The sequence below is a fragment of the Amycolatopsis sp. QT-25 genome (assembly GCF_029369745.1).
GTDB lineage: Bacteria > Actinomycetota > Actinomycetes > Mycobacteriales > Pseudonocardiaceae > Amycolatopsis.
Genome location: NZ_CP120210.1, coordinates 2,369,802 through 2,384,875 on the forward strand (window position 1 = coordinate 2,369,802; position 15,074 = coordinate 2,384,875).

General features: G+C 67.3%; 16 protein-coding genes. 9 read left to right on the forward strand and 7 right to left on the reverse strand.

What is annotated here, in order from left to right; translation table 11 throughout:
* The first annotated feature begins 62 nt into the window (after positions 1 to 62).
* The 3 genes from P3102_RS11025 (at position 63) to P3102_RS11035 (ending at position 2,349) form a co-directional block, all read left to right on the forward strand.
* A complete protein-coding gene (locus P3102_RS11025; protein WP_276368705.1) occupies positions 63 to 635 on the forward strand; it encodes a CGNR zinc finger domain-containing protein in 573 nt (190 codons plus the stop codon).
* Between the two features lie 118 nt (positions 636 to 753).
* A complete protein-coding gene (locus tag P3102_RS11030) occupies positions 754 to 1,005 on the forward strand; it encodes a hypothetical protein (protein ID WP_276368707.1) in 252 nt (83 codons plus the stop codon).
* A 1,191-nt stretch (positions 1,006 to 2,196) separates the two neighbouring features.
* Positions 2,197 to 2,349, forward strand: coding sequence for a hypothetical protein (locus P3102_RS11035; RefSeq protein WP_276368709.1), 153 nt, complete (start codon positions 2,197 to 2,199; stop codon positions 2,347 to 2,349).
* Between the two features lie 77 nt (positions 2,350 to 2,426).
* Here P3102_RS11035 and P3102_RS11040 read toward each other — a convergent pair whose 3' ends face one another.
* Positions 2,427 to 3,323, reverse strand: coding sequence for an SDR family oxidoreductase (locus P3102_RS11040; protein ID WP_276368710.1), 897 nt, complete (start codon positions 3,321 to 3,323; stop codon positions 2,427 to 2,429).
* A 1,048-nt stretch (positions 3,324 to 4,371) separates the two neighbouring features.
* Between P3102_RS11040 and P3102_RS11045 the strand changes: the two genes are divergently transcribed.
* Both P3102_RS11045 and P3102_RS11050 read left to right on the forward strand, forming a co-directional pair.
* Positions 4,372 to 4,926 (forward strand): GNAT family N-acetyltransferase, encoded by a 555-nt coding sequence (locus tag P3102_RS11045; RefSeq protein WP_276368713.1) that lies wholly within the window; start codon positions 4,372 to 4,374, stop codon positions 4,924 to 4,926.
* Positions 4,923 to 5,432: an ABATE domain-containing protein gene (locus P3102_RS11050; protein WP_276368715.1), complete on the forward strand. Its 510-nt coding sequence runs from the start codon at positions 4,923 to 4,925 to the stop codon at positions 5,430 to 5,432. Before P3102_RS11045 ends, P3102_RS11050 begins: the two co-directional genes overlap by 4 nt.
* Before the next feature lie 205 nt (positions 5,433 to 5,637).
* Here the strand turns inward: P3102_RS11050 and P3102_RS11055 are convergent, their stop codons facing one another.
* Positions 5,638 to 6,069: a hypothetical protein gene (locus P3102_RS11055; protein WP_276368716.1), complete on the reverse strand. Its 432-nt coding sequence runs from the start codon at positions 6,067 to 6,069 to the stop codon at positions 5,638 to 5,640.
* A 367-nt stretch (positions 6,070 to 6,436) separates the two neighbouring features.
* A complete protein-coding gene (locus tag P3102_RS11060; protein ID WP_276368718.1) occupies positions 6,437 to 6,715 on the reverse strand; it encodes a DUF3892 domain-containing protein in 279 nt (92 codons plus the stop codon).
* Positions 6,716 to 6,936: 221 nt separating this feature from the next.
* Between P3102_RS11060 and P3102_RS11065 the strand changes: the two genes are divergently transcribed.
* On the forward strand, positions 6,937 to 7,518 hold the full coding sequence (locus P3102_RS11065; protein WP_276368719.1) for a hypothetical protein: 582 nt from the start codon (positions 6,937 to 6,939) through the stop codon (positions 7,516 to 7,518).
* A 94-nt stretch (positions 7,519 to 7,612) separates the two neighbouring features.
* Here the strand turns inward: P3102_RS11065 and shbA are convergent, their stop codons facing one another.
* On the reverse strand, positions 7,613 to 8,782 hold the full coding sequence (gene shbA / locus P3102_RS11070; protein WP_276368721.1) for an RNA polymerase sigma factor ShbA: 1,170 nt from the start codon (positions 8,780 to 8,782) through the stop codon (positions 7,613 to 7,615).
* Between the two features lie 189 nt (positions 8,783 to 8,971).
* Here shbA and P3102_RS11075 point away from each other — a divergent pair, with 189 nt between their 5' ends.
* A complete protein-coding gene (locus P3102_RS11075; RefSeq protein ID WP_276368723.1) occupies positions 8,972 to 9,223 on the forward strand; it encodes a WhiB family transcriptional regulator in 252 nt (83 codons plus the stop codon).
* 93 nt (positions 9,224 to 9,316) lie between these two features.
* Here the strand turns inward: P3102_RS11075 and P3102_RS11080 are convergent, their stop codons facing one another.
* Together P3102_RS11080 and P3102_RS11085 are read right to left on the reverse strand one after the other, a co-directional pair.
* Complete coding sequence (locus P3102_RS11080) at positions 9,317 to 10,831, reverse strand: MDR family MFS transporter (protein ID WP_276371100.1); 1,515 nt, start codon at positions 10,829 to 10,831, stop codon at positions 9,317 to 9,319.
* Between the two features lie 88 nt (positions 10,832 to 10,919).
* On the reverse strand, positions 10,920 to 11,546 hold the full coding sequence (locus P3102_RS11085; protein ID WP_276368724.1) for a TetR/AcrR family transcriptional regulator: 627 nt from the start codon (positions 11,544 to 11,546) through the stop codon (positions 10,920 to 10,922).
* Positions 11,547 to 11,649: 103 nt separating this feature from the next.
* On the opposite strand from P3102_RS11085, the gene P3102_RS11090 reads away from it, so the two are divergent.
* Positions 11,650 to 12,393, forward strand: coding sequence for an SDR family NAD(P)-dependent oxidoreductase (locus tag P3102_RS11090; protein WP_276368726.1), 744 nt, complete (start codon positions 11,650 to 11,652; stop codon positions 12,391 to 12,393).
* A gap of 174 nt (positions 12,394 to 12,567) precedes the next feature.
* Positions 12,568 to 13,764, forward strand: coding sequence for an LCP family protein (locus P3102_RS11095; RefSeq protein WP_276368728.1), 1,197 nt, complete (start codon positions 12,568 to 12,570; stop codon positions 13,762 to 13,764).
* Positions 13,765 to 13,904: 140 nt separating this feature from the next.
* Here P3102_RS11095 and P3102_RS11100 read toward each other — a convergent pair whose 3' ends face one another.
* Positions 13,905 to 15,074: an acyl-CoA dehydrogenase family protein gene (locus tag P3102_RS11100; RefSeq protein WP_276368729.1), complete on the reverse strand. Its 1,170-nt coding sequence runs from the start codon at positions 15,072 to 15,074 to the stop codon at positions 13,905 to 13,907.

The window sequence follows — 15,074 nt, forward strand, 5'->3', positions numbered from 1 at the left end:
AACGGTTCGTGCGTTACAGGGGATGCTAGCACTTGTAACGACATAAGCGTTACAGTGTTTCCATGGTGAAGGAGAACATGCTTGCCTTCCGGTTTGACTGCGGAGCCGTGTGGCTGAACCTGTTCGCCACCCAGGGCCGTGCCTTCAGTGCGAATCCGGTCGAGAGGCTGGCGACGCCCCGCCGGCTTGCCGAGTGGCTGGAGTGCTGCGAACTGTCCCCGGCTCGGCCGCCAGATCAAGACGACCTGCGGAAGGCTTGTCAACTGCGGGAGACGCTGCGCGTTCTCGCCCTGGCTACCGTCGACGAGCAGCCACCACCCGCGGGCGCGGTCGAGGACTTGAGCGCGTTCCTGACCGGACACAACGATCCGGTCCGCCTGGTTGCGGACGACCGGCTGCGACGCGAACGGCCGGCGACAGTCGGCGATGCCCTCGACCGGATCGCCCGCCAAGCCGTGGACCACCTGACCGGTGCCGACCGGCTCGCCCTGAAAAGCTGCCCGGAACACGACTGCCGAGGTGTCTTCATCGACCCACCAGGACGTCGGCGATGGTGCCCGTCCCCGGCATGCGCGAGCCGAGGCAGGGTCCGCGCACTCCGCGCCCGCCGTAGCGGTCAGGTGCCGCGTCGGTGACGGCGAGGGTTATGACTGCGTCAGTTGACCCGCGGATGCTCGTGAGTCGTGACCGCATTTCCTGGTCTGGTTCATGATCAATGTTGGCGAGATGTGATCATGCCTGCTAGGGCGTTTGGTGTTCTTGGTCGATCCAGCTGCGCATGACTTCGGCGGCGAGCCAGTGTCCGCGCCTTTCAGCTTCTTCGATGACCGGGATGCCGTTGCAACACCGGAATGGGTCGGCTCCGTGAGCGAGCAGGAACGCGGGGGTGTCGACGTGGAGAGGCTCGCTTGTCTGGACGTGGTGGTCGTGTTCGACGGCGTGACCGGTGTCGAGCAGGTCTCGAAGCCGGGGCAGGTTTTGGAATTCGACCGCTTGGTGAGCTGATGACCAGCCGGACGCCGCCTGCGCGCTGATCCGCAGACGAGGCGTGACGTCAGCGCTCTTCGGGGAGGTCGGGATGCAGGGCACCGGTGATCACGGTGCTGATCGGGGTGAGCAGGGAGTGCTGCTCGAGGTGGTCGGGCCGAGGGGTAGCGGGAGGTTGTCTGTGTTTCTGCTTGAGGGGCTCGAAGCCGGCCCCGTGCCCGCCGGGTACCCGCTTCGGCTGTCCGCCTGCACTCACCGCCGAACAGATCCGTCATGCCCGGCTTCTCCTCGCCGCGCAGAAATTCGGCGGCGGCCTCGCTCAGGCTCGACCTGGGGTTTCCCGGCAAACGCGCCCGGCCCCAGGTCGAGCGTGGCGACCGGCGCCGCGTCGGGAGGACGAGTCCAGTGCTGCGGCGGACCCGCATCGTGCGCACCAGATCGCCGCCTATCTCGCGAACCCGCCCGTGGCCCGATTCGCTTGGGCTATCCCCGACGCCGTTGAGCCGGGGCCACTACGACACCACCGGGCACCAGCGGTCAAAGCCGCAAGTGAGGACTATTCGCCCGATCTTCGGCGGATACTACGGCGATTCCGATCTGTACGGAGGTCGATGTTCCGACCGCCCCCGCCCTTCCTCCGCCCTGGTGTTTTCGAATCGCCGGTGGTGATACGCGATCGATGCGAGCCATCGAGCGGACTCGGAGCACGAGTGGGAAGAAGAGACCGCGTGGCGAACGAGGGGGGCCTTGATGGGGCTAGTCGGCCCACCGACGTGTGAGGTTTGTGTGGTCGTCGGCCGTCCGCATGATGCGGGATGGGTCGTCCGCTTGGGCTGTGTGGCGCGCAGTCGTGCAGGTCTGCCCGCAAGAGCACAGATGTGTGGCTAACGGCTTTCAGTCGCTGACTTCACCGGTTTGCGGCGTAGCGTCGGGCAAGTAGTTGATCACTGTCAGGTGCTACAGGAACGAAAGGGGCGAGGTGGCCGGTGTGCTCGCCGCCGTGGCGATCGGTGCTGTCGTATCGATGGCTGGACCGGCCGGCGCGCAGACGCAGTCGCCCAAGGCGAAGGGAGCGTTAGGGTGAGCGCGGTCAGCGGGCCCAGCGGTGACTGGTGGGTAAGCGAGCCCCACCCGGTCGAGGGAAGTCACGTTTCGGGCGCTCACCGGCGGGATAAGCCAGGCTGGGACACCGCAAGAAAGGCGCAGGCCATGGACGAAACCACCCAGCCCCTCAGCCCCGACCAGCCGATCTCACCGGGCACACCGGAAGTCCCGGACCTCGACATCGACCCCGGACAGTTCATCGACGAAGACACCCGGCGGCGGCCCAGCGCCTCGCCGCGCGAAGAGCCGCCGGACTGACGTGCTGGGCCGACCCGGTTGCTCCGGTGTGCCGCAGGAGTACGCCGGTCTCTTCCTGCGGCACACCGTGCTCGTTCTCAGGTCAGGGGCTGCCCGCCGGTGACGCCGAGTATTTCGCCGCTGACATAGCTGGATTCCTGCGAAGCGAAGAACACGTAGGCGGGTGCGAGTTCGGCGGGCTGACCGGCCCGGCCCATCGGCACCTGCTCACCGAAGGAGTCGACCTTGTCCTCCGGCATGGTGGCCGGGATCAGCGGTGTCCAAATAGGACCCGGCGCGACGGAGTTCACTCGGATTCCCTTGTCGGCCAAGTCCTGCGCGAGCCCCTTGGTGAAGTTCGCGATCCCCGCTTTGGTCGTGGCGTAGTCCAGCAACTCCGGCGACGGCTGCGAGGCCTGGATGGACGACGTGTTGATGATGGCCGACCCTCGCGGCATATGCGGCACGGCGGCCTTGCACAGCCAGAACATCGCGTAGAGATTGGTCTTCAGTACGCGGTCGAACTGCTCGGTGGAGATCCCGAGCAGGCCTTCTTCGCTGCTCATCTGATAAGCGGCGTTGTTCACCAGCACGTCGATGCCACCGAGGGTGGACACCGCCGTGTCGATGATGTGCCCACAGTGACGCTCGTCGCGAATGTCGCCGGGCACGAGTTCGACCTGCCTGCCGGCTTCGCGCACCAGCTCGGCGGTGCGCTCGGCGTCTTCCTGCTCTTCCTCCAAATAGGACAATACGAGATCGGCGCCCTCTCTCGCGAACGCGATCGCCACGGCCCGGCCGATGCCGGAGTCGCCGCCGGTGATCACGGCCTTGCGGTCCAGCAATCGCCCGCTGCCGCGATAGGACTCCTCACCGTGGTCCGGTGGCGGATCCATGGCTTTGCCCGAACCGGGGTGTTGCTGCTGTTGTCCTGATTGCTCTTCCGGGCTCGGATGCCGCTCCGCGGTCTCCTGGCTGTGCTGGTCTTCGGTCATGTTCGCCTCCTGCGGTCCCCATCATCGGCGTGGACGAGTGAACGTTCGTCCCGCACGGTCCGATCGGGGCACGTGTCGAGCTGTAGGTGAATTCGTGGTCCCGGTGCCGTGGACGAGGGCCCGAGGACACAGACCTGGTACCACCCGTCTGCCACGATAAAACCCGGCAGAGCCGGCTTCCGCTCACCCACTGGTGGCCGCGTGAGAAGGCCATAACCGCTCCCACTGCGAGCTGAGTCGAAGCCAAGCCGGTGCTGACAACTGCTAGGAGGTACCCGGCCGGCGGGGACTGTCCCTGCTGGTCCGGCCGAATCCCGAATTTCCTGCGGTCTCACGGCGCGGCGGGATCGAGCTGAAAGTGTCCCGAGTGGGCGCCCCGCAGCCAGCGGACGGCGGTGGTGACGCCTGCGTCATGACCGATGTCGAGCAGATCCCGAAGCCGCGCCAGGTCGTGGGATTCGACCGCGTGGTGAGCAGGTCATAGCGGGCCTTGTCTGCGTGACGTTCTCCGGCGAGCGGGTCGTGCTGGTCGACGGCCGGGTGACGGCGAGGAAGGGGAGGAGTTGGCGTCGTTCCTCTCGGACAAGGACAGCCGGGAGGTGGGCTCCGCACGGCGGCCGGCGGTGCGATCACCGGTGTCGCGGAGACTTCCGTGCGGGCGTTGGCCAAAGTGGACCAGATGCTGCGCTACCAGGTCGACACGCTCAGCTCGGCCGTGGGTGACCATGCCGCTGCTCGGCCCCACCGTCGATCCGTCGACATCGACCGCGATCGCGTCGGCGGTACGTGACCACGAACGGCTGCGGCTCGACCACCTCTCCCATGACGGCTCGGCCGGCGAGGTGACCGACCACGGATCCGGCACCGCGCCTGAAGACACGTGGCTCGCCTGCCCTCACCTCGGTAAGGGCACCAGCCATCCTTGGCGACCCGTACCTCCAGGACCGACACTCGCCGTATCCCGGTCGCCAAAGGCTTGAGCAGGATCAAAGACCGGCAGGAACACTGATGGATGAATCTTGCTTTACTCATCATATAGGCTGCTCCCATGTCTGCCACTCCGGTTGCCCACATCGCCTTCCGCCGTCTGCGGACGACGGACTTCCCGCTGCTGGCCTCCTGGCTGGAACAGCCACACGTGCACCACTGGTGGCACCACGAGACGACGCCGGACGCGCTCGACCGCGACTTCGGCCCGTCCGCCCGCGATGCGGAGCCGGGGGAGGACCTGCTGGTCAGCGTGGGCGGCACACCGGTCGGGTTGGTACAGCGGGCTTTCTGGCACGACTACCCGGAATACGTCGAGGAACTCGCGCCGTCGATGCCGGTGCCCGAGGGCGCGGTCACCATCGACTACCTGATCGGACCGCCGGAGCTGACCGGCTCCGGGCTGGGCAGCCGCGTGATCGCGCAGATCGCCGCCGACACCTGGCGCGACCTGCCCGCGGCGAAGCTGATCCTGGTGCCCGTGCACGCTCGGAACGTCGCGTCGTGGCGGGCACTGGAAAAGGCGGGTTTCCGGCGCGTCGGCGTAGCGGACCTGAAGCCGGACAATCCGGCCGAGACGCGGGAGCACGTGGTCTACCGGCTGGATCGCCCGTGAGCGTCGAGCTGCCGCTGCTCGGCGAACCCGTCTCCGTGGAATTCGCGAACACGCTCTACGGCGAGCTCGACTTCCTCGACGAGCCGGAAACCGCGCGGAGCTGGGTCGCCGAGGTGCTGCCCGGCCACGCCCTGCCGGAAGACGGGCTGACCGAGCTGCGGAACGCGGTGCGCCGGATTTTCCTGGCGGTGTCGGCCGGTGCCGCACTCGACTCCGCGGATGTGCGGCTGGTCAACGAGTGCGCGGCGGCGGCACCGTCGGTGTGGCAGCTCACCTCGGGTGCGACGGCGGCGCGGACGCGGCTCGGTGACCACGTCCTGCTCGCCGAACTGGCCGAAGACTGCGTGCGGCTGGTGGCGTCGGCGGACGTCCATCCGGTGCGGCTCTGCGAAAGCGACGACTGCCCCATGCTTTTCGTGCGAAAGCACCACCGGCGGCGGTGGTGTCACAACTCGTGCGGCCACCGCGTCCGTCAGGCGGCGTACTACCGTCGCACTCGAGCCTGAGGCAGGCACCTTCCCGGCCACAGGGCCCAGGCCGCCTGCCACCTGTTTGGACCTCTCCGGCTCGCCGATGCGGGGTTCTGCCGCTTGGTTCGGATCGGCGCGATCTTGATCGACATGCCGGCCACCAACGACGTCACCGCGACCATGGCGGCCGTCCTCGTCCTGCACCACATCGAGACCCGCCGCCAGCCACGATGAAAAGGGTTCATTTCACCGCGATTCCGCGGGCCTTGAGGGTGTCCGCGGCGCCGGGGGCGGCCATCATGGCCTCGTCGCCGCCGTAGATCACGCGGAGATCGGGTAGCAGGGCGAGGTCGTCCAGTGAGGTGACGTCGAAGAGGTCGTCCTCTCCGTCCCAGAACGGCGAGCACTGGTGGTAGATCTCCAAGCCGCCGTCAGTGGTCAGTTCGTCCACAGCGGCCAGTTGACCAGGGGTGATCTCCAAATCGGTGAAGTACTGCCGGGCTTCCTCAAGGACGGTGTACAGCAACTCCTGTTCGCGCAGGTACTTCCACAGGTCGCCGGTGGCGCCCTTGGCGTGGAGAATGTCGGCGATCCGGAAACGGGGCTGGATGAGCTTGTCCTGGTACATGAGCTTGTCGATGACCAACAGCTTGAAGTTGAAGTCGCGGAACATGCCCATCGTCTACCAGACCGCCCCGACGGTCCGGGCAGTCGACACACCCGTCGATCGGCGAGCCCTTTACATCGTGATGTCGCAGGTCGGCGGCTGGGCGCGAAACGGGCAAGGCTCTCGGAACTCGTGCCGGTAGCGCCAGAGCCGCACGAAGGCGTCGCCCGATACCGGAAACCACTGCGACTCGCGCGTGCCTGGCCAGCCGGACAGCGGACGCGTTGGGCCTCGACGAGGCCGACGGCCGTGTGCGAAGGGGCGTTCCCGTCGGGCCGGTTCGACACCAGTCGCGCAAGCCACTCTCGCGACAGGGGCCGAAATGGCCGCAGGCCGGGCCTCGGTTCACTGGACAGTCGTGGACGCTCCCGCCTCAGAAGCGGGGGAGCTCCAGCAGTGTGTTCTTCCAGATCCCGTCCGCCCGCGTGCGCAGGAATTTCGGGCCGAAGGTCGGTTTGAGGATCTCCACGGCGACCCGGTGGATTCCCTCGTCCACGTAGGCCTTGCCGTCGTCGTCCTCGATCCACGCCACGATCGCCGAAACGAAACTCTCGCCGGTTTCGCCGCTGCCGGGATTGATCCAGCGCAGTTTCGTGATGCTTTCGTGGAACTTCCCACCTTCGAGCCGTGCTGCGATGATCTTGATGGCCATGGTGTCACCTCTTCGGAGGATGCCCTCGAAGCGAACAGGGGTAATGCGGTACTCGCCCCCTGTCCGCACCTCGTTACGCCAGCCGGTCGCCGTGCCTCGAACGTTACGAATTCGAGCGCGGAGCGTCCGTTCTGAGTCAGATGACGCAGACCTCGCGTAGTCCGCCGTGCCAGAGTCCTCGCGCCGGCCGGAACGCCTGCCGGCGGAGAGGGGAAACGAACATGTGCGCTGCCCGCAAGACGACGGCCGGGGTACTGGGCGCGGCGGGAATGACGCTGGCCGCGCTGGTACCGGCCGGTTGCGCCGCGGAACCGGCACCGGTGGCGGCACAGACGCCGCCTTCGCCGTCCGTCACGGACTCGACCGCGGCGGTGGCCTGGATGAACGGATTTTGTGGCGCGGTCAAGGATTTCATCGAGGGCAACAACAAGATGACCTCGGCGACCGGCGAAACCGTCGAGGCCATCAAGAAGAGCACGAGCGACCAGCTCGGGCATTACGCGACCATTCTCGCCAAGACCGTCGACGGCCTCGGTGCTCTGCCCGCCGCGCCGGTCCCCGCCGGGGAGACGGCGAAGAAGGACTTCCTCGTGAAGTACACCTCGGCACGCGACAAGACCATGAAGGCGAAGGCCGATCTGGACGCGGCGGGGAAGAACGACACGGCGGCGCAAGCCCGTGCGGTCGAGGGGCTCATCTCCGCCCAGAAGGACACGCACGGCGCGCTCGATCCGGTCGCGGCCATCCTGGGGGCACCCGAACTGAAGACGGCCGCGGCGACCGCGGAACGCTGCCGCCCGTGACCGATCCGTGAAGGCCTCCTTGCCGACCCTGAAGGGAGGGAAGGAGACCTTCACCACCCGCCGACGTGGTCCTCGGGGACACAGGCACGCCACTTCACCAGTCTTCCGTGAGGATCTTGCGCAGCCGCGTCAAGGCTCGGTGCTGCGCCACCCGCACGGCACCCGCCGTCGAGCCGACCACGTCGGCGGTCTCCTCCGCGGACAGGCCGACGACGATCCGCAACACGACGATCTCCCGCTGCTTGTCCGGCAGGGTCCGCAGCAGTTCGCCCATCCGGTCGCTCAGTTCGTTGTGCAGCGCGTGCTGTTCCGGTCCGGCGGAGGTGGAGACGCCGTCGGGGACTTCCGCGACGGGTTCGGTGCGGTTGCGGGCGGCGGCGCGGCGCGCGTCGGCGACCTTGTGCTGGGCGATGCCGTAGACGAAGGCGAGGAACGGCCGTCCGCGTTCGGTGTAGGTGGGCAGGGCGCGGAGGATCGCCACGCAGACCTCCTGCGCGACGTCGTCCGCCGAAGTGTACGTCCGTTCCTGCCTGCCGATCCGTGCCCGGCAGTACCGGATCACGAGCGGGCGGATGCTGGTCAGCAGGTGGTCCAGCGCCGGCCGGTCACCTCGTCCGGCGGCCGCGACGGATTCGTCCAAGGTGTACCAGCGCGACGCCGTCACCTGTTCGGGGTCCGTCCCCTCCGGCTCCACCAGGGCGAGTTCCCTGATCATCGCCCGGTTCTTCACCCGGGAGAGGGTGTCGTCGGCGTCGAGCCCCGTCCGCAGCGCGTCGACGAAGGCGGCGTTCGCGCTGTCCAGATGGTCGACGAACGCGGGGTCGTGCTCCGCCAGCCTGCCGCGCGCGTGACGCAGTGTCGAGCGGACGGCCTCCTCCGCGATCCCGAGCACCCCGGCGATCTCCCGCGACGTGTAACCGTCCAGTGACCAGGCCATGCCGAGTTGCTGGCGTTGCGGCAACCGCCCCAGCATGGTCAGGATGGACGACGCCTCATCGGCGAGGACGGCGAGTTTGTCCTCGCGGCCCGTGTCGGCGAAGGCCCAGTCGGCCCGGACCGCGGTCTGCTCCTTCGCGCGCCGCTGCCCGACGCGGCGGACCCACACTTTCGGATCGGTGATGTTCAGCCAGTCCTCGTAGGCGTTGAGCATCGCCTCGGCCGCCGCGTCCCTGGCCGGGTCCAGTGCGTGGCCCGCCTTGCAGAGGAAGCCGGTGAGCAGCGGAAATTCGGCGTGGAAGAACTCGTCGAACCCGTCGTGGCCCATCACCCGCACTCACCGCTTTCAGCCGCCGGACGCGAATGCCCTCGGAGGACAGGTGCAGTGAGCGGGGCGCTGAGTGTAACGATTTGGTAAAGGTGATGTTTGCGTGGTGCGCTTCGGTGGATACCCGGCACCGAGAAAGAAGTCGTTTGACGAGGAAGAGAAAATCGGAAAAGAGGAGGTGATAGGAAGATGGACACGAGAATGGTGGGCGACCTCGGCGAGGCCGCTTGCCGCGGTGAGGATCCCGAACTGTTCTTCCCGGTCACCGAGACCGGCCCCGGCGCACGGCAGGCGGCCAGGGCGAAGGCCGTGTGCGCGCGATGCCCGGTCGTTTCCGCCTGTCTGGCCTTCGCCGTCGACAACGGGTTGGCCGAGGGCGTTTTCGGCGGGCTGACCGGCAGCGAACGGCGCCGCCTGATTCGCGTCGGCAATGCCGCCTGAAACCCTTGGATCGCGTTGACGAATTGCCACCGTGTTTTCGCGCGCGAAAAAGAGGGGCCCGGTTCGGTGAACCGGGCCCCTCGCTCGTGGTGGTCAGGCGACGGTCTCCTCGGCCAGCCGCTCGTTGCCCGACTGGGTCTTGAGCGGCTTGTGCTTGAGGAAGGCGACGGCGACGACGACCAGCAGCGCGATCGGCGCGCTGATCAGGAACAATTCGCTGGTCGCGTCCCCGTAGGCCTCGCGGACGACGTTCGCGACCGGCTCGGGCAGCGTGGCGATGTTCGGCACCGCGCCCCCTTCGCCGCCACCGCCGGGCAGCGGCCCGAGCTTCTCGCTCATCAGCGCGACGACCCGGTTCGCGAGCACCGCGCCCAGCGCGCTCACCCCGATGGAGCCGCCGAGGCTGCGGAAGAACGACAGGGTGGAGGTCGCCGTGCCGAGGTCGTGCGCGTCGACGTCGTTCTGCGCCACCAGGACCAGGTTCTGCATCAGCATGCCGACGCCGACCCCGAGTACCACCATGAACGCGCTGAGCACGACGAGGTTCGTGTGGGCGTCGAGCGTCCCCAGCAGGGCCAGGCCCACGGTCATCAGTACCGAACCGAGCAGCAGATGGCTCTTCCACTTGCCCGTCCGGCTGATCAGCTGGCCCGAGACCGTCGAGGAGACGAGGAGGCCGAAGATCATCGGCAGGCTCAGCAGCCCGGCCACCGTCGGCGACTTGCCGAGCGACAGCTGGAAGTACTGCGAAAGGAACACCGTCCCGCCGAACATCGCGACACCGACGAGGAAACTCGCGAGGGTGGCCAGGGTGACCGTGTGGTTACGGAACAGGCTCAGCGGCAGGATCGGCTCGGCCACCTTCGACTCGACGTAGACGGCGAGGGCGAGGACGATCACACCGGTGGTCACCAGGCCGACCGTCCACCACGAGCCCCACGCGAACTGGTGCCCGGCCAGCGAAGACCAGACCAGCAGTGTCGAGACGCCCGCCATGATCAGGAACGCGCCGAGGTAGTCGACCTTCACGTCGCGTTTGATCGTCGGCAGGTTCAGGGTGCGCTGCAGCAGCAGGATCGCCGCGATCGCGAACGGGACCCCCAGGAAGAAGCACCAGCGCCAGCCGAGCCACGAGGTGTCCACCATGACGCCGCCGATCAGCGGGCCCGCGATGGTCCCGACGGCGAACACCGCACCGAAGATCCCCGAGTACTTCCCCAGTTCACGCGGCGAAAGGATGGCCGCCATGATCACCTGTGCGAGTGCGGTGAGCCCGCCCGCGCCGATGCCCTGCGCGACCCGGCTGCCGATCAGCAGTTCGATGTTGCCCGCGAACCCCGCGACCAGCGAACCGACCACGAACAGCCCGAGTGACAGCTGGATCAGCAGTTTCTTGTTGTACAGGTCGGAAAGCTTGCCCCAGAGCGGAACCGTCGCGGTCATCGCGAGCAGTTCGGTGGTGACCACCCAGGTGTAGGAGGACTGCGAGCCGCCGAGTTCGGAGACGATCCGGGGCAACGCGTTCGCGACCACCGTCGAGGCGAGGATGGCGACGAACATGCCCATCATCAGCCCGGACATGGCTTCGAGGACCTGTTTGCGGCCCATCGACCCCGGTGGTGCGTCCGGTTCTCGCGGTTCGGTCATGGATACGGACATGGTTGTCCCCCTTCGTGTTCCTGTGGTGCCTGGCGCGTCAGCGCGCGCGGCCGCCGGGCTCCGGGAGCCCGGCGAGAAGTGTTTCGACGGCTTCGTCCAGCAGATCGAGCGCGGACACCTTGCCGTCGCGCTGGTACCAAAGGATCAGCGTCGCGTTGACCGCGGCGCCGAGGGTGGTCAGCAGCAGTGTCGGATAGAGGTCGGTCTCGGGATCGGTGCCGGTACGGCGCGCGATCGCCTCGATCGTCGGCGCGATCGTCTGGTGGTTCATCGCCACCACGCGTGAGTGCAGCGTGGGATTCTCTTGGATCGCCCGCATCCGGCCGAGCCACTCTTCGCGGTTCTCCTCCACGAGGGTGAAGTCCTCTTTGATCGCGTCGATGAAGGCGCGTGGCGTGCGGACTTTCTTCGGTGCGGCGAGGAAGCGCTCGATGGTGTGCTGTGACCGTTCGACGTGATCGGCGTAGGCGATCACCACCGCGTCCTCTTTGGACGCGAAGTAGTTGAAGAACGTACGCGGCGACACCCCCGCCACCGCGCTGATGTCCTCGACCGTCACCTGGTCCAGACCACGTTCGGCGACGAGCCGGACGGCGGTGGTCGCCAGTGCGCGATGGGTTTCCAGCCGCTTGCGCTCGCGGAGGCCTTTGACGGGTTCGGGCATGGGCACCACGATACGCCGAAAAGTGCAGAGATTGCAAAATTGCAGTTTGTGAACCGTGCCACTGCCGGAAGGAGGCTACGAGCCGCCTGGCAGACTGCGGCGCGTGAGCGGAACTGTGCTGGTACTGGGCGGACGCAGCGAAATCGGCCTCGCGGTCGCAGAGCGGCTCGCCAAGGGCGGGGCGCGCCGGATCGTGCTGGCCGCGCGACGGAGCGAGGACCTCGGTGCGGAGTCGGAGCGGCTGCTGGCCGCGGGAGCGAAAACCGTCGATGTCGCCGAGTTCGACGCCGACGACCTCGCCGGCCACGGTCCGTTCCTCGAGAAGGTCGTCGCCGGGCACGGGCCGCTCGACGTCGTCGTCACCGCCTTCGGGATCCTCGGCGATCAGGCGCTCGCCGAAGCCGACGCCGGCCACGCCGTCGCGATCGTGCACACCGACTACGTGGCTCACGTGAGTGTGCTGACGCGGGTGGCCAAGGTGCTTCGTGCGCAAGGGAGCGGAAGTCTCGTGGTGTTCTCGTCGGTCGCCGGGGTGCGGGTCCGGCGGGCGAACTACGTCTACGGTTCGGCGAAAGCGGGCCTCGACGGTTTCGCGAGCGGCCTGGCCGACGCCCTGCACGGCAGCGGTGTGCACCTCCTCCTCGTGCGGCCAGGGTTCGTGATCGGCCGGATGACCGAGGGCATGTCGCCCGCCCCGTTCTCGAGCACTCCGGACCAGGTTGCCGACGCGACGGTCACCGCACTCCGGAAGCGGCGGGATACGGTGTGGGTGCCGGGACTGCTGAGGCTGGTGTTCGCGGTGATGCGCGTGGTACCACGCGCGCTTTGGCGCCGGATGCCCCGTTAAGAAGCGCTACGCGTTCGGTCCGGCACTCGGTGTCGCGGCGGGTTGTCGGCTTCGTCACTTTGACTGGTCCGAACGGGCTTCAAGGCCCAGTTATGACGCGTTTCTCAGCTAATTCCCAGCTAACGCGGTGATCCTCGATCGTGGGGGATCGTTCACGGAAGCGGGGAGAAGGTCGTGCTGCTCACGTCGCGAGGACGGCGGATCGGCGGCCGCATCGCACTGGGCCTGGTGTCGACGGCCGTATTGGGGGTCACGGGTTTCGCGTGGACTCAGTTGAGCCGGTTGGACGGCGCGATCGTCACGGCCGACGTGATCGCGCCCTCCGCGCGGGTGCCCGACGGTCCGGCGGGTGAGCCGCTGAAGGTGTCGCGGAACATCCTGCTCGTCGGAATCGACTCGAGGACCGACTCCAACGGAAACCCGTTGCCGCAGCATGTTCTTGACGCGTTGCACGCCGGCAGCGACGACGACGGCGGCGACACCACCGACACGATGATCGTGGTCCACATCCCGGCGGGCGGAGCGAAGGCGACGGCCATCTCCATCCCGCGCGATTCCTATGTGGACATCGCGGACGGGTTCGGCAAGCACAAGATCAACTCGGCGTACAGCCGCGGCAAGAACACCGCGATGACCACGCTGCGCGCTCAGGGGCTGAGCGGCCCGCAGCTCGAGGTCAAGGCCAACGAAGCGGCCGCCAAACTCACGATCCAGACGATCGAGCAGTTCACCGGGCTTTCGATCAACCACTACGCGGCGGTCAACCTGGCCGGTTTCTCCGCGCTGAGTGAAGCCGTCGGCGGCGTCGAGGTCTGTCTCAACGCGCCGGTACAGGACAAGTTTTCGGGGGCCGCGTTCCCGGCGGGCAAACAGTTGCTTTCCGGGCCGCGGGCGCTCGCTTTCGTCCGGCAGCGGCACGGGTTGCCCAGCGACCTGGACCGCATCGCGCGGCAGCAGGCGTTCCTTTCGAGTATGGCCAAGACCGTCCTCGACGCCGGGACGTTCACCGATCCCCGCAGGCTGAGCGCCCTGGTCGGCGCGATCCAGGGTTCGGTCGTACTCGATCGCGGCTGGGATGTGGTCGGCTTCGCGCAGCAACTGCGGGGGATGAGCTCGGGGGCGCTGAAGTTCCAGACCATCCCGGTCCAGAGCCTCTCCCTGCCGACGCCGTCCGACGGCGACGCGGTCAAGGTCGATCCTGCCGAGGTGAAAGCGTTCGTGAAGACCGCGCTGACATCGACGAGTGCCGCCGCGGTGGGGGAGCCGACCGGGGGAACCGGGATCAAGCCGGTGGCGGCCACGTCCCCTGTTGGCGCTCCGTCTCCTTCGAAGTCCTCCGCGCCGCCCGCGATGGCCGGCTGCGTGAACTGAGCGGTCAGGTGCGAAGACACATTTCCCGCTGAGGGTGATTAGGCCGCTGCCCGGAGTAGCAAGTAGGTGACTAATTGCGTGGCGGCACACGCGTGAAGGCCCCCTCCGAGGAAAGGGGGCCTTCACGCGCGAAGCGCGGCTTACACGAAAGCGCTCTGACCGGTGATGGCCTTTCCGACGATCAGCGTGTTCATCTCCCGGGTGCCCTCGAACGAGTAGATCGCCTCGGCGTCGGTGAAGAACCGCATGATGTCGTTGTCCAGCACGATCCCGTTGCCGCCGAAGATCTCGCGGCCCCAGGCGACGACCTCGCGCATCCGCGAGGTCACGAACGCCTTCGCGAGCGACGAGTGCTCGTCCTTGAAGATCCCGGCGTCCTGCAACCGGGCGAGCTGCACCAGCATGCCCCACGAAGCGGTGATGTTGCCGAGGCTCTTCACCAGCAGATCCTGCACCAGCTGGAACCGCGCGATCGGACGGCCGAACTGTTCACGCTCCTTGGCGTAGTCCAGCGCGAGTTCGTAGGCGCCGATCATCACGCCGAGTGCCTGCCAGGCCACGCCGCCGCGGGTCGCCCGCAAAATCTCTGCGACGTCGCGGAAGGAAGCGATGCCCTGCAGCCGGTTGGCTTCCGGCACCCGGACGTCGGTCAGCGTGATCTCCGCGTTCTCCACGATCCGGAAGGCGAACTTGTTCTCGATCTTGACCGGGACGAAGCCGGGCGAGTCCTTCTCGACGACGAAACCCTTGACGTGGTTGTCTTCCTCGTCACGCGCCCACACGATGACCAGGTCGGCGAAGGTCGCGTTGCCGATCCACTTCTTGGCGCCGTTGAGGACCCAGGTGTCGCCCTCGCGGCGCGCCGTCGTCCGCATGCCGCCCGCGACGTCGGATCCGCCGAGCGGCTCGGTCATCGCGAAGGCACCGATCTTGTCCATCGCCGCCATCGACGGGAGCCAGCGGTCACGCTGTTCCTGGTCACCACCGGAGTAGATGCTGTACATCGCGAGTCCATTGTGGACGCCGAAGAAGGTGGCCACCGACGGGTCCGTGCGGGTCATCTCCATCGCCATCATGCCGCTGAGCAGGTGGCTGGTGGCCGGAAGGTGCTCGCCGTAGCCCTCGTAGGGCAGCCCGGCGACGCCGAGCTCGCGGAACTTTCCGACGAGTTCGTGCGGGAACTCGCCCTTGGCCCAGTACTCGTTCACGAGGGGCTTGACCTCGGTGCGCATGAAGTCACGCGTCTTGAGCAGCAGCTTGCGCTCCTCCTCCGGCAGCAGGTCCTCGTAGTCGTAGAAGTCGGCGGTCAT